This is a genomic window from Mycobacterium sp. URHB0044 (assembly GCF_000620625.1).
In the GTDB taxonomy this organism is placed as follows: domain Bacteria; phylum Actinomycetota; class Actinomycetes; order Mycobacteriales; family Mycobacteriaceae; genus Mycobacterium.
In genome coordinates, this window is sequence record NZ_JIAW01000033.1 from 16989 (window position 1) to 29706 (window position 12718).

Sequence of the window (12718 nt, forward strand, 5' to 3'; positions counted from 1 at the left end):
CGGTAGACCAGCCTGCCAGAGCCGTCAATCGAGCCGGATGTCGACATAGCACCAGCGCCACTTTTCGCCGGGCTCCACCGAGCGCATGACGGGATGACCGGTCGCACGGAAGTGGGCGCCCGCATGTTGATGCACGCTCGAGTCGCAGCAGCCCACGTGCCCGCACGTCAGACACATCCGCAGGTGCGCCCAGGTACTCTCGCCGAGTTCGCTGCAGCCCTGGCACCGGCCCGGGGTGAGGGGTTCCGGCTCAGGAGCGTCGGCGACGGCCGACAGGTGCTCGCACGTCCGAGGCGGGGAATCAACGTCGCGTCGCCGCGTTCTCCTCCGCATGCTGCACAGGATATGTCGGTTCGAGGCGAGGAGGTCGGCGACATGGGTACACCACTGGTCGCGGTGCTCGTGGTAGCGGTGCTGCTGGCCGGCGTTGCCCGCCGGTTCGACGTGTCGGCACCCCTGGCGCTGGTGGTCGCGGGGCTGCTGGCCGGCCTGATCCCCGGCCTGCACGGCATCGAGCTCGAGCCGGAGCTGGTGCTGTTCGTGATCCTGCCGCCGCTGCTGTGGTCGGCAGGCCTGGAGAGCAGCTACGTCGCTCTGCGCCGCAACGTCCGGCCGATTGCCCTGCTCGCGGTGGGGCTTCCACTGGCGACGACGTTCGCCGTCGGGTTGGTGGCCTATCACACCGTCCCGGAACTGACCGTCGCCGCGGCGCTCACGCTTGGCGCCATCGTCGCGCCGCCGGATGCGGTGTCCGCCGCGGCGATCGGCCGCCGACTCGGCCTGCCCCGCCAGATCATGACCTTGCTGGGCGGGGAGAGCCTGCTCAACGACGCGACGGCGCTGACCGCCTACAAGGTCGCGCTGGCGGCGGCGATCGGTGGCGCAGCGAGTTGGGGCTCCGGTCTCGGCACGTTCGCACTGGCCGCCGCAGGCGGAGTGGTGGTCGGCGGCGCGATGGGCTGGTTGATCGTCGCCATCCGGTCGTGGTTCGAGGACGCCCTCGTGGAGAGCGCGATCGGACTGACGGCGCCGTTCATCATCTACCTGCTGGCCGAGCAGGTGCACGGCTCCGGCGTGATCGCCGTGGTGGTCGCCGCGCTCATCATCGGACAGCGGTCGACGCGCGCGAGTTACGCCACCCGGCTGCAGGACGGCGCGGTGTGGCGGGCCGGGCAGTTCGTGCTGGAGTCGTTTGCGTTCCTGCTGATCGGGCTGCAACTACCGACGGTGGTCGGCGAGCTCGTCGGGATCTCGGCGGTGGTGCTGGTGACCGCGTCGGCGGCGGTGCTCGCGACGGTGATCGTCGTCCGCATCGTGTGGGTGTTCGCCTTCGCCTACCTACCGAGGTTGCTGTCGGCACGCATCCGCACCAACGAGCCGAAGCCGACTCCCTCCCAGGTGTTCATCGTGGCGTGGGCGGGCATGCGCGGCGTGGTGTCCCTGGCCGCAGCCTTCGCCGTGCCACTCACGACGGTGTCGGGCGCCGAATTCCCCGGGCGCCCGCAGCTGGTGTTCCTCACGTTCGTCGTGGTGATCGGCACCCTGCTGCTGCACGGGCTGACGCTGCCCTGGCTCATCAAGGTGCTCGACGTGCAGAACGAGGACGCCGCACGCGACGCGATGGAAGAAGCCGCCGCCCAGACCAGGGCGGCCAAGGCGGCGTCCGACCGGCTCGACGAACTGCTGGCCGAGGAGCGCGCGCAGACCGACGTGCACCAGCGCGCGGCGACCATCCTGCGCGGGTGGAACGCCCGCAGGCAGAACGCCACCTGGGAGCGGCGGCTCGGACGCAGTGACGACGAGATCGGCGAGAGTCCGACCTCGGCGTTCAAGCGGCTGCGGCTGGAGATGCTGGCCGCCGAACGCGCGACGTTCATCGCCGAACGCGACGCCGGGCACATCGACGACGAGGTGCTTCGCCACGTGCTCAACGGATTGGACCTCGAGGAGGCCACGCTCAACCGCGATTGACCGCTAGCGTCTGGTGGCGTGGAGCTCAACTTGGATCAGGTCACCGTCGACACCGCACTTGGCAGGATCTCGGTGCGCACGGGCGGCACCGGCGACGCGATCCTGTTCTGGCCCAGCCTGCTGATGACCGGCGACATGTGGCGCGCTCAGGCCGCACACTTCGCCGCGCGCCATCGCGTCGTGCTCATCGATCCACCCGGACACGGCGCAAGCCAGCCGCTGACGGACCTCTTCACGTTCGAGGAGTGCGCACGCACCATCGTCGACCTGCTCGACGGCCTGGGCATCGACCGCGCACACTTCGTCGGCAACTCCTGGGGCGGCATGATCGGCGGCACGTTCGCCGCCCTGCATCCCGACCGCGTCGGCAAGGCCGTCCTGATGAACTGCACGGCGTCCGCAGCGGGGGCACGGCAGAAGCTCGAGTACGGCTTCCTGTTGCGAATGGCGGGGTGGCTCGGCGGGTTTCGGCCGCCGCTGACCCGTTCGGTCCTCAAGGCGTTCCTCGGTCCGACGACGTTCCGCGAACGCCCCGACGTCGTCGCCTACGTGCGCGACGTCGCTGCGGCCGTCGACGTCGAGTCGAGCAAGTGGGCGGTGCGCAGCGTCGTGCCGCGGCGCCCCGATCAGCGCGCCCTGCTGGCGCGGGTGCAGGCGCCGGTGCTCGTCGTCGCGGGAATCGAGGACGCGACGTTCCCCAACGCCGAGACGAAGGCCATGGCCGACGCGATCCCCGGGGCGTCGTTCGTGGTACTCGACGGTGTCGCACATCTGGCAGGACTCGAGAATCCGCCGTTGGTCAACGAGTTGGTGGACGACTTCCTGGCGCGCTGAGGGCTAGCGGCCGACGGTCGGGCTGTGGCCCACCGTCGCGCGCGGCACCTTGCGCGCCGGCGAGTTCTGCGCGAAGCCGATGCACGTGCCCAAATGTCCAGCGACGCAAGGGACTCCGTTCATCGTCGGCACGGGCCCTCCGGAAACCACCGTGGGCGCGCCGTTGTAACCGTCCGCGCCAGCCGCCGGCGCGACGGCGAGCAGGACTGCGCCGCCGGCCACCAGGATTCCCGCGAGTCGTCGGTATGCGTTCGTCATCGCGCCTCACCTCACCAAACGCGACGATACGCCGAAAGCGCAACGTCGCGGCGCTTATCCGGAACCGTCGGTACCGTCGAGTGATGACCCAGGCTCCCGAGCTGCCCCCGGTGCACATGCGCCGCAATGCGTTCGATCCCGTCCCCGAACTCGGCGAGATCCGGGAGGGCACCGGCGTCCGCACGGTGATGAGCGCGTTCAACATGCCGGTCTACCTGGTCACCAGGCACGACGACGTCAAGATGGTGCTGTCCGACTACGAGCACTTCTCCAACGGGCGGCCGCCCGGATTCGTGGTGCCCGGCGCGCCTGCGATGCCGGAGGAGGACCTCGCCAGGTCGCGGGCGGGAAACCTGCTGGGCCTCGATCCGCCCGAGCATCAGCGCCTGCGCCGCATGCTCACCCCGGAGTTCACCATCCGACGGATCAAGCGCCTGGAACCGCGCATCGTCGAGATCGTCGACGAGCACCTCGATGCGATGCAGGCCGCCGGGGCGCCCGTCGATCTCGTCGAGTCGTTCGCGCTGCCCATCCCGTCGCTGGTGATCTGCGAGCTGCTCGGCGTGCCGTATGAGGACAGGGCCGACTTCCAACGACGCTCCGGGCGTCAACTGGACCTGTCGCTGCCCATCCCCGAGCGCGTCGAGATGCAGCGGCAGGGCCGCGAGTACATGCGGTCGTTGGTGGCCCGTGCCCGAACGCACCCCGGCGACGACATCATCGGCATGCTGATCCGCGAGCACGGCGCCGAGCTGACCGATGACGAACTGGTCGGCATCGCCGGCCTCCTCCTGCTCGCCGGGCACGAGACCACGTCGAACATGTTGGGGCTTGGCACCCTCGCGCTGCTGCGTCACCCCGAGCAACTCGCCGCCGTCCGCGACGACCCGGATGCCGTCGGCCCTGCCGTCGAGGAGCTGCTGCGGTGGCTGTCCATCGTGCAGTCCGCGATACCGCGAATCACGACCGCCGACGTCGAGGTCGCCGGGGTGCGGATCCCGGCCGGAAAACTGGTCTTCGCCTCGCTGCCTGCGGGCAACCGGGATCCAGAGTTCACGTTGTCGCCAGACGTTCTGGACATCCGACGCGGCGCGCCGGGTCATCTGGCGTTCGGCCACGGCGTGCACCACTGCCTCGGCGCCCCGTTGGCGCGCATGGAGATGCGGATCGCGTGGCCCGCGCTGTTCCGTCGGTTCCCGAACCTGTCACTCGCCGAGGACTTCGAAGACGTCGAGTTCCGCTCGTTTCACTTCATCTACGGGCTACGGTCGTTGGCAGTGAGGTGGTGATCGGAATGAAGCTGGAAGCCGACCGTGAGAACTGCATCGCGTCGGGCAACTGCGTGATGATCTCGGCGGAGTTGTTCGATCAGGACGACGACGGCATCGTGGTGCTGCTGACCGAGGACGTGCCGTCGTCGGAGGAGGACCACGCGCGGGAGGCCGTCAAGATCTGTCCGGCGTCGGTGCTGCGCCTGGTGTGACGTCGTCGTCGTCGAAGTCCAGGTCGATGACGCCTGAGCGGATCAACAGCAGCACGCTGACGACCAAGACCCAGATGGGGAACGCCAGCACCAGCCACATGGTGATGTCGCTGGCCAGCAGAAGGCTCACTGCGACAAGGTAAGTCACGCCGACCAGCCAGCGCGGCATCAAGCCGGTCTTCAGCCAGATGGTGGCCAGCGACATCATGAAGACCGCACCCATCCGCAGCGCGTAGGTCTTGCTGAGCGTCAGCAGCAGAACCCGCCCGAAGTCGGCGGTCTCCCCGGTGGTGTGGGCCAATGCCACACCGACGGCCGACGTGGTGAAAATCATTGCCAGGAACAGCAATCCGCTACCGACGAACACCGACGAGAAGAACTTGTCCTCGAATCCGCCGAAGCCGTCGCGCACCACCCCGATGAACCACAGGAAGGCGATGCCGGCGAACGGCAACAGGATCGACGCCACCCTGATCTGGTGACTTCCCGTGTCGACCCATTGGGTGCCCGGCGCAGCGCCCTCCGGCAGGGCGGTACGGATCAAGGTCAGCGCGGTGCCGAACAGCAGCGCGAAGAGCACGCCCGCGACGGCGGCGGCCCGCGGCGTCGACAGTCTGCGGATGTTGCGGTCGGCGCGATGTTCGGTCACCGGCTCATGGTGACAGAGTCACGACGCCAACCCGCTCGAAACTGCTGTCAGGTCGAAATTTCGCGCCGAATCGCGATCTCCCAGCAGACTCGGCGGGAGGAAGGGTGACAGAGGCTCAGGGCTGGCCGGGCAGCAATCGGATCATCAGGCCGTTCGCCTCGGCGAGCAGATTCTCGTCGGGATCACGCAGTTCGGCGTTGACGAACGCCTTGCGCCCCTCCGTCGAGCCGATCCACCCGCGGGCGGTCAACGGGGTGTCGATCGGCGTCACCTTGCGGTAGTCGACGTGCAGGAAGCCGGTGCGGCTGATCGGCCGGCCCGCGGCATGGATGACCATGCCGAACACCGAGTCGAACAGCAGCGGCAGCACGCCGCCGTGCACCGCGGAGTTGCCGCCGACGTGAAAGCGGCTGAACTCGACGTGCAGTTCGACGCCGTCGGGTTCGAACTTGCCCATCTTGTAGGGCGGCATCAGCAGACTGCCCGCGCCGGGCAGATCGGGGACGCGGTTGGCGGGGCCGACACCCTCGGCCGCTTGGAACGGCTCGAGCAGCGAGACCAATTCGTCGACTCGCGCGGCCGCATCCACCCAGGTGTCGCTGTCCGGATTGGCCGACACCGCGAGATCCTGCAGCCGCCGCATCGATGCGAGGAAGGGGCCGAATCCCGGGCCCGGCTGCGCGGGCTTGAAGAGTGGGAAGCCGCCGTGCCGGTCGTACTCGGGATCCTCACTCATCGAGGAGCCAGGATGTCACGCCGCACGATCGTCTGGTCGCGGCCCGGGCCCACGCCAATGCACGAAACATGTGCGCCGGCAAGCTCTTCCAGCCGCAGCACGTAGTCACGCGCCTTGGCGGGAAGGTCGTCGAACTCCCTGGCGGTGGAGATGTCCTCCCACCAACCGGGCAGCTCCTCGTAGATGGGCTGGGCGCGGGCGATGTCGCTCTGCGTCATCGGCATCTCGTTGGTGCGCTTGCCGTCTACCGAGTAACCGACGCAGACCGGCACCGTCTCAAGACTGGACAGCACGTCGAGCTTGGTCAAGAAGTAGTCGGTGATGCCGTTGACGCGGGTGGCATAGCGCGCGATCACGGCGTCGAACCATCCGCAGCGGCGGGCCCGTCCGGTGGTGACGCCGACCTCGCCGCCGGTCTTCGAGAGGTACGCACCGAACTCGTCGAAGAGTTCGGTGGGGAACGGGCCGGAACCCACCCGGGTGGTGTACGCCTTCAGGATCCCCAACACGGTGGTGATCTGCGTCGGGCCGATGCCGGAGCCGACGGACGCACCGCCCGCGGTCGGATTGGACGACGTCACATAGGGATACGTGCCGTGGTCGACGTCGAGCAGCGTGCCCTGCGAGCCCTCCAGCAGCACCGTCTCGCCGCCCTCCAGAGCGGCGTTGAGCAGCAGGCGCGCGTCGGCGATGCGGTGCTTGAAACCCTCGGCCTGGGCCAGCAGGTTGGTCACCACCTCGTCGGGGTCGAGCGCCTTGCGGTTGTAGATCTTCACCAGCACCTGGTTCTTGAATTCCAGTGCGGCTTCGATCTTTTGGGTCAGCGACTCCGGATCGAGGACGTCGGCGACGCGGATCCCGATGCGGGCGATCTTGTCCTGGTAGCACGGCCCGATGCCGCGCCCGGTGGTGCCGATCTTCTTGCTGCCCATGTAGCGCTCGGTGACCTTGTCGATTGCCACGTGATAGGGCATCAGCAGGTGTGCGTCGGCGGAGATCAGCAGTCGCGACGTGTCGACACCGCGCTCGTCGAGGCCTGCCAGTTCGGCGAGCAGCACCCCCGGGTCCACCACGACGCCGTTGCCGATGACGTTGGTGACGCCGGGCGTGAGGATGCCCGACGGAATGAGGTGCAGCGCGAAGTTCTCCCCCGTGGGCAGGACCACGGTGTGACCCGCGTTGTTGCCGCCCTGGTATCGGACGACCCACTGCACACGCCCACCGAGTAGGTCGGTGGCCTTTCCCTTGCCCTCGTCGCCCCATTGGGCGCCGATGAGGACGATTGCCGGCATGGCGTTGTCTCCCGGTGTCTTCCGCACGTACTGGATCAGTACTGTGTGCAGCCGGTGAGCTACCTTATCCGACCTGATCCCTTGCCGTTTGCGAGGAGCTGAGTTGACCACCGCAGAAGTCGTGGTGCTGCGCTTCGACGGGCGGCGCGTACCCCGGGCGTTGGCGGACCTGCCGGTCCACGACGTCGCCGCGCCGACCGACGTCGACCCCCATGCCGAAGTGCGCCGGATCATCGTCGTCGGCGGAAACGCCGACCTCGGGACCGTGCTCACCCGGCTGCTGCGCACCGACCGGCTGGACGTCGAGGTGGGCCTCGTCGACCGAAAGTGGCAGGCCAGAAGGGTGCGCACAGCCGAGGCGAGACGCATTCCGTTGATCCGGGACGAGACGGGCACGGTCGTCACCGGGGCCGCCTACTGGCTGCCGCCGGAGGAGACCGCACGGACCATCGCCGGGGAGTGCGTCGTCGACGACACGGTGTTGTTCGACGGGGCGGTGACGGGGATCCGCGTCGAACCCACTGCCGAGATGCCAGGGCTGCGGGCGAGCGTGCTGACGGGCCGGATGCGGCCACGCCGCTGGGTCGCGGGGCGTGCCGTCCAGCTCGGCACGACGGGTGCGCTGGTGGTCCGCGACGGGGTGCCTGCGCCGCGACCAGTCCGTCGAGCCGCCTTCTACCGCCACACTCAGGGCTGGTTGGCCGTTCGGTCACGGTAGTTTCGACCGGGTGAGCATCCGTCCGCTGCGCCAATCGGTGCGCCCGAGCCTGATCTTCTGGGCCATCGTCGCGATCACGGGCGCCGGCGGTGTGATCGCCTGGCTGTCTCCCCTCTCGGCGACGGGCCGACCGACGGCGCTGGCCTACGTCGGGGTGTTCACGTTCGTGGTGTTCGGCTGGCTGGTGTCGCTGTGCCTGCACGAGTTCTGCCACGCCTTCACCGCGTGGCGCTTCGGCGATCGGGACGTCGAGGTGCGCGGCTATCTGACCCTGAACCCGTTGAAGTACTCCAATCCCCTGCTGTCACTCGGGTTGCCCGTGCTGTTCATCGCGTTGGGCGGCATCGGCCTGCCGGGTGGGGCGGTGTACGTCCGCACGTCGTGGATGACGCCGCGGCAGCGCTCGACGGTCAGCCTGGCGGGCCCGTTCGCGAACCTCGTTCTCGCGGTCTTGCTGCTAGTGGTGACGCGGGCTCTGTGGGACCCCGACCACGCGGTGTTCTGGGCTGGCATGGCGTTCCTGGCCTTCCTCCAGGTGACGGCACTGCTGCTGAACATGCTGCCGATCCCGGGGTTGGACGGTTACGCCGCGCTGGAGCCGCATCTGAGCCCCGAAACGCAACGCTCCCTGCAGCCGTTCAAGCAGTGGGGGTTCATGATCCTGCTGCTCCTGCTCATCGCGCCTGCATTGAACCAGTGGTTCTTCTCGGTGGTGTTCTGGTTCTTCGATCTGTCCGGCGTGCCGAGCGCCCTGGTGTCGGTGGGCAGCCAGCTGACGCGGTTCTGGTCGGCCTGGATCTGATCTCGCGCTCGCGCGCTTCCCGCGCACGGACCGCTTGCGATATATGCGTTCTTCCGCATATATTGCTGGCATGGGTGCGGGTCACGATCACGGGCATGGCGGCGACACGCGCGTAAGCCGGATGCTGATCGCCGCGGCGATCCTCACGGTGTTCTTCGGCATCGAACTGACGACCGCACTGTGGATCGGGTCGATCGCGCTGCTGGCCGATGCCGGCCACATGTTGACCGACCTGGTGGCCATGTTCATGGGGTTGACGGCGGTCCTGCTGGCCAGGCACGGACCGGATTCGGCCGCGCGGACCTACGGCTGGCACCGCGCCGAGGTGTTCACCGCCGTCGCCAACGCGGTGCTGCTCCTCGGCGTCGCCGCGTTCATCCTCTACGAGGCGTTCGAGCGGCTCGGGAACGCGCCCGACGTGCCAGGCGTCCCGATGATCGCCGTCGCACTCGCCGGCCTGCTCGCCAACCTCGTCGTCGTGCTGCTGTTGCGGTCGCAGTCCGAGCACAGCCTCGCCGTCAAGGGCGCCTACATGGAGGTCGTCGCCGACACCGTCGGGAGCGTCGGCGTGCTGATCGCCGGCATCGTCACGGTCACGACGAGCTGGCCTTACGCCGACGTCGTGGTCGCCGTCCTCGTCGCACTGTGGGTGCTGCCGCGGGCGATCGCCCTGGCCCGCTCCGCCCTGCGCATCCTGTCCGAGTCGTCACCCAGCCACGTCGACGTCGACGAGTTGCGCTCGGCGCTGGCCGCCGTGAACGGCGTGACCGGCGTCCACGATCTGCACGTCTGGACGCTAGTGCCCGGCAAGGACATGGCCACCGCGCACGTCACGTGCCGCGGCGACTCGGTCCAGGTGCTTGAGGACGCGCGGGCGGTGCTGGCCGCCCGCGGCCTCGAGCACGCCACGGTCCAGGTGGAACCGCCGGACGGCAGCGGCGACTGCGAGAAGCAGACCACCTGGTGAACTCCCGCTGGCCGATCGCGCTTCGCGCGGCCGTCAGCACTTCGATTCCGGTTGTCGTGGGATCGGCCGCCGGGCAGGTCGGGGCAGGCCTGATCGCCACGCTCGGCGCGTTCACCTCGCGGTTCGGGACCGGCAGGCCCTACGTCAACCGCGGCGTGCAGCTGGCCGTGGTCGCAGTGACACTGGCCGGCGCCGTCGCACTGGGTTCGTGGGCGGCCGCAGTCCCCTGGTTCGGAGTCACGGTCGTCTCCATGGTCGCGGTCAACGCCGTGTGGCTCTGCAACGCGCTGGCCGTCGGACCGCCCGGTGCATACGTATTCGTCTTGGCGTGCGCCGCGGGCTTGGGCGTGTCGGCCGCACATCTGGCGCCGTGGCAGCTCTTCGCACTGGTGCTGGCAGGAGGCGCCGTGGCGTGGCTGGTGCAAATGGCCGGCGCCCTAGGTGGTGTGAGACAGCCTGAGCGGGCGGCAGTTTCGGCTGCCGGCGTGGCCGTCGCCGACTATCTCGAAGCGCTCGGATCGCCAGGGGAAGACGTCGCCAGACACCGCGCGGCGACCGCATTGCATCGATCGTGGAACGTGCTGATCAGCTTTCAACCCTTCGACCGCCGAGTGGGCGGCACACTCGATCGACTCCGCGCCGCGAACCACGCGTTGCACGTCTTGTTCGCCGACTCGATGTCGGCGAGCACCACGGGCGGCGGCCCGGCGGCCGCCTCGACGGCGCGCCGGATCGGTGATCTTCAGGCGGCGCCCGAGACGGTCTCGGCCCGCGATCCCGAACGGATACCGCTGGGCCGACCGGCCGTGGCGCTCCTGCTGCAACGTGCGCTTGCGCCGGGCTCGCACGTCCGCCACGTCATGGTGCGGGTTGCGCTCGCCGCACCACTGGCCGGAGCCGGCGCGATGCTGCTGGGCATCGGTCACCCCTATTGGGCGATCGCCGCTGCGGTGCTGGTGCTCCACCAAGGCGCCGACCGAAGCCATACGTTGCGCCGTGGCATCGAACGCCTGTCGGGGACGTGGGTTGGGTTGGTTCTCGCCGCGGGCATCCTGTCGTTGCATCCCCAGGGTGTGTGGCTTGCGGCGGTTCTGGCAGGCCTTCAGTTCGTCATCGAGATGCTCGTCGTCCGCAACTACGGGTTGGCGTCGGTCTTCATCACCGCGGCCGCGCTGACGATCGCCACCGGCACTCGGCAGGTGGACATACCGGAGCTACTCCGCGCCCGCGGCAGCGACACGCTGGTCGGATGCGCGGTGGGTGTCGCGGTCTTCCTCGTCACCAGCCGATTTCAGGAATCGACGAGGTTGGTGGAGGCCATCGCCGACTCGATCGACGCCATAGCGGTTACCTCGGCTCATCTTGCGGGCACCGACGCCTCCGCGCTGCCGGCCCGGGCAGCCCGTCGGGACCTGCAGATCGCCGCGATCGAGATGCGCGACGCGGCCGATGCCGCCTCTGCCGGCTCGCGGGCACAGCGCGTCGCCGAGGCGCACCTGCGGCCCGTGGTGGAGGCGACCGAGCACCTCGCCTACCGCACCATTGCTGGCTGCTGGGCACTCGAGACCACCACGTCGAGTCCGTTGTGTTCGCCCGAGGCCGCGGAGGCCTACCGGGCGCGGCTGCACGCGCTGGCTGCCGCCCTGCGCGCGGGCACCGCCCCGCCCGAGATCGGCGATGCGCCGGGCTTCGTCGCTACGGAGGTCACAGCCCTCGGCAGGGCCGTGCAGCAGATCGTGCCGGCTACCTAGCCGAGGCCGAGCTGCACGCGTGCGGAGGGATCGCAATCGTCGAGCAGATCCAGGCACCGCTGAAATTCGTCGGTCTCACCGATGGAGTCGGCGGCGCGGGCCAGCGCGGCCACGCAGCGCAGGAAGCCACGGTTCGGTTCGTGCGCGTAGGGCACCGGGCCGAAGCCCTTCCAGCCGTTGCGCCGGAGCTGATCCAGGCCCCGGTGATAGCCCGTCCTGGCGTAGGCGTAGGCCGTGACGGCCCGGTCGTCGTCGAGGGCCTCCTCGGCCAAGGTCCCCCATGCCACCGACGCGGATGGATGCGACGCCGCGACGGTGGTCGGATTCTCACCCGCGGCAAGCGCTGCCTCTGCTTCGGTATCGCCAGGCAAGAACACCGGATCCGGCCCCAGAAGATCACCCATACGCGTCATGGGCCTATTGTGCCGTGCGGATCCTGCACGACGGCCCGGGGCATGGCCGGGCGGCGATGGATAAGCTCGTGAAGACCGTGTCGAGGGAGGACTGAGACTAGAGATGTCGAACCCATCAGGGCCCGACGAGAACCCGCAGCCCGCTCCGAACGAGGGGCCCGGTTCGACGGAGCAGGCCGAGCCGAACGAGCCCGAGCGTCGGTTCACCGCGCCGTCGCCATCGGACGCCGGCTCCACCCAGATCATCGAGACCGGGCCGCCCACCGAGATCCTGTCAGTATCGGACGCGCCCGCGGGCATGGCCGCGTCGGGTGCGCCCACCGAACAGTTCCCGCAGGCCAATATCGCTGCGCCGCAGATCATTCCGCCGAGGGGCGACGCGCCCGCACCGCCGCGAAAGCGCCGAAGCTGGGGTTGGGTGATCGCACTGGTGCTGGTGATCGCGGCGCTGGTCGCCGTGGCGATCCTCGGCACCGTGTTACTCACCCGGGACGACGCGCCGAAGGTCTCGCAGGAGGACCGCGTCCGCACCACGATCCAGAACTTCGACACCGCGATCCAGAAGGGCGACCTCGCCACGCTGCGCAGCATCACGTGCGGCGAGACGGCCGACAGCTACGTCAAGTACGACGACGCGCGGTGGAAGGACATCCACGCCCGCGTCGCGGCGGCCCGGCAGTACCCGGTGGTGGCCAGCATCGATCAGGTGGTGGTCAACGACGGCCACGCCGAGGCCAACGTCACGTCGTTCATGGCGTTCGACCCGTCCACGCGGTCCACGCGCAGCTTCGACCTGGAGTTCCGCGACGAGCAGTGGAAGATCTGCCAGGCGCCCCAGTAACAG

Annotated in this window: 15 protein-coding genes; 9 read left to right on the forward strand and 6 right to left on the reverse strand. The window is 68.9% G+C overall.

Features of this window, described 5'->3' with window-relative positions:
- Positions 1-24 precede the first annotated feature (24 nt).
- On the reverse strand, positions 25-333 hold the full coding sequence (locus tag N536_RS41940) for a UBP-type zinc finger domain-containing protein (protein ID WP_081809522.1): 309 nt from the start codon (positions 331-333) through the stop codon (positions 25-27).
- 42 nt (positions 334-375) lie between these two features.
- Here N536_RS41940 and N536_RS0135360 point away from each other — a divergent pair, with 42 nt between their 5' ends.
- Together N536_RS0135360 and N536_RS0135365 are read left to right on the forward strand one after the other, a co-directional pair.
- Complete coding sequence (locus N536_RS0135360; RefSeq protein WP_029117926.1) at positions 376-1971, forward strand: Na+/H+ antiporter; 1596 nt, start codon at positions 376-378, stop codon at positions 1969-1971.
- 18 nt (positions 1972-1989) lie between these two features.
- Positions 1990-2805, forward strand: coding sequence for an alpha/beta fold hydrolase (locus N536_RS0135365; RefSeq protein WP_369798505.1), 816 nt, complete (start codon positions 1990-1992; stop codon positions 2803-2805).
- 3 nt (positions 2806-2808) lie between these two features.
- Here the strand turns inward: N536_RS0135365 and N536_RS0135370 are convergent, their stop codons facing one another.
- A complete protein-coding gene (locus tag N536_RS0135370) occupies positions 2809-3063 on the reverse strand; it encodes a hypothetical protein (protein ID WP_036438831.1) in 255 nt (84 codons plus the stop codon).
- An 83-nt stretch (positions 3064-3146) separates the two neighbouring features.
- On the opposite strand from N536_RS0135370, the gene N536_RS0135375 reads away from it, so the two are divergent.
- Both N536_RS0135375 and N536_RS0135380 read left to right on the forward strand, forming a co-directional pair.
- Positions 3147-4352 (forward strand): cytochrome P450, encoded by a 1206-nt coding sequence (locus N536_RS0135375; protein ID WP_029117929.1) that lies wholly within the window; start codon positions 3147-3149, stop codon positions 4350-4352.
- Between the two features lie 5 nt (positions 4353-4357).
- Positions 4358-4546 (forward strand): ferredoxin, encoded by a 189-nt coding sequence (locus N536_RS0135380; protein ID WP_029117930.1) that lies wholly within the window; start codon positions 4358-4360, stop codon positions 4544-4546.
- Here the strand turns inward: N536_RS0135380 and N536_RS0135385 are convergent.
- From N536_RS0135385 to N536_RS0135395, 3 genes are all read right to left on the reverse strand, one after another.
- Positions 4509-5195 carry a hypothetical protein gene (locus tag N536_RS0135385; protein ID WP_231514733.1) on the reverse strand — a complete coding sequence of 229 codons (687 nt, stop codon included), beginning with the start codon at positions 5193-5195 and terminating at the stop codon, positions 4509-4511. The genes N536_RS0135380 and N536_RS0135385 overlap by 38 nt on opposite strands.
- Before the next feature lie 115 nt (positions 5196-5310).
- Positions 5311-5931 (reverse strand): PaaI family thioesterase, encoded by a 621-nt coding sequence (locus tag N536_RS0135390; RefSeq protein WP_029117932.1) that lies wholly within the window; start codon positions 5929-5931, stop codon positions 5311-5313.
- The gene (locus tag N536_RS0135395) at positions 5928-7223 is read right to left on the reverse strand and encodes an adenylosuccinate synthase (protein WP_029117933.1); all 1296 of its coding nucleotides are present in this window, start codon (positions 7221-7223) and stop codon (positions 5928-5930) included. Before N536_RS0135395 ends, N536_RS0135390 begins: the two co-directional genes overlap by 4 nt.
- A gap of 103 nt (positions 7224-7326) precedes the next feature.
- Here N536_RS0135395 and N536_RS0135400 point away from each other — a divergent pair, with 103 nt between their 5' ends.
- The 4 genes from N536_RS0135400 (at position 7327) to N536_RS40470 (ending at position 11461) form a co-directional block, all read left to right on the forward strand.
- On the forward strand, positions 7327-7941 hold the full coding sequence (locus tag N536_RS0135400; protein ID WP_029117934.1) for a hypothetical protein: 615 nt from the start codon (positions 7327-7329) through the stop codon (positions 7939-7941).
- A gap of 10 nt (positions 7942-7951) precedes the next feature.
- The gene (locus N536_RS0135405) at positions 7952-8743 is read left to right on the forward strand and encodes a site-2 protease family protein (RefSeq protein ID WP_029117935.1); all 792 of its coding nucleotides are present in this window, start codon (positions 7952-7954) and stop codon (positions 8741-8743) included.
- A gap of 70 nt (positions 8744-8813) precedes the next feature.
- A complete protein-coding gene (locus tag N536_RS0135410; RefSeq protein WP_029117936.1) occupies positions 8814-9710 on the forward strand; it encodes a cation diffusion facilitator family transporter in 897 nt (298 codons plus the stop codon).
- Positions 9707-11461 (forward strand): FUSC family protein, encoded by a 1755-nt coding sequence (locus N536_RS40470; protein ID WP_155948876.1) that lies wholly within the window; start codon positions 9707-9709, stop codon positions 11459-11461. Before N536_RS0135410 ends, N536_RS40470 begins: the two co-directional genes overlap by 4 nt.
- Here the strand turns inward: N536_RS40470 and N536_RS0135420 are convergent.
- The gene (locus tag N536_RS0135420) at positions 11458-11874 is read right to left on the reverse strand and encodes a DUF3151 domain-containing protein (protein WP_029117937.1); all 417 of its coding nucleotides are present in this window, start codon (positions 11872-11874) and stop codon (positions 11458-11460) included. The genes N536_RS40470 and N536_RS0135420 overlap by 4 nt on opposite strands.
- Positions 11875-11977: 103 nt before the next feature.
- On the opposite strand from N536_RS0135420, the gene N536_RS0135425 reads away from it, so the two are divergent.
- Positions 11978-12715 carry a DUF4878 domain-containing protein gene (locus tag N536_RS0135425; protein WP_029117938.1) on the forward strand — a complete coding sequence of 246 codons (738 nt, stop codon included), beginning with the start codon at positions 11978-11980 and terminating at the stop codon, positions 12713-12715.
- The last annotated feature ends 3 nt before the right edge of the window (positions 12716-12718 follow it).

Coding starts and splice junctions, on each gene's coding strand:
- N536_RS41940 (WP_081809522.1), bottom strand. CDS start 333: ATGCGGAGGAGAACGCGGCGACGCGACGTTGATTCCCCGCCTCGGACG.
- N536_RS0135360 (WP_029117926.1), top strand. CDS start 376: ATGGGTACACCACTGGTCGCGGTGCTCGTGGTAGCGGTGCTGCTGGCC.
- N536_RS0135370 (WP_036438831.1), bottom strand. CDS start 3,063: ATGACGAACGCATACCGACGACTCGCGGGAATCCTGGTGGCCGGCGGC.
- N536_RS0135375 (WP_029117929.1), top strand. CDS start 3,147: ATGACCCAGGCTCCCGAGCTGCCCCCGGTGCACATGCGCCGCAATGCG.
- N536_RS0135380 (WP_029117930.1), top strand. CDS start 4,358: ATGAAGCTGGAAGCCGACCGTGAGAACTGCATCGCGTCGGGCAACTGC.
- N536_RS0135390 (WP_029117932.1), bottom strand. CDS start 5,931: ATGAGTGAGGATCCCGAGTACGACCGGCACGGCGGCTTCCCACTCTTC.
- N536_RS0135395 (WP_029117933.1), bottom strand. CDS start 7,223: ATGCCGGCAATCGTCCTCATCGGCGCCCAATGGGGCGACGAGGGCAAG.
- N536_RS0135410 (WP_029117936.1), top strand. CDS start 8,814: ATGGGTGCGGGTCACGATCACGGGCATGGCGGCGACACGCGCGTAAGC.
- N536_RS0135420 (WP_029117937.1), bottom strand. CDS start 11,874: ATGACGCGTATGGGTGATCTTCTGGGGCCGGATCCGGTGTTCTTGCCT.
- N536_RS0135425 (WP_029117938.1), top strand. CDS start 11,978: ATGTCGAACCCATCAGGGCCCGACGAGAACCCGCAGCCCGCTCCGAAC.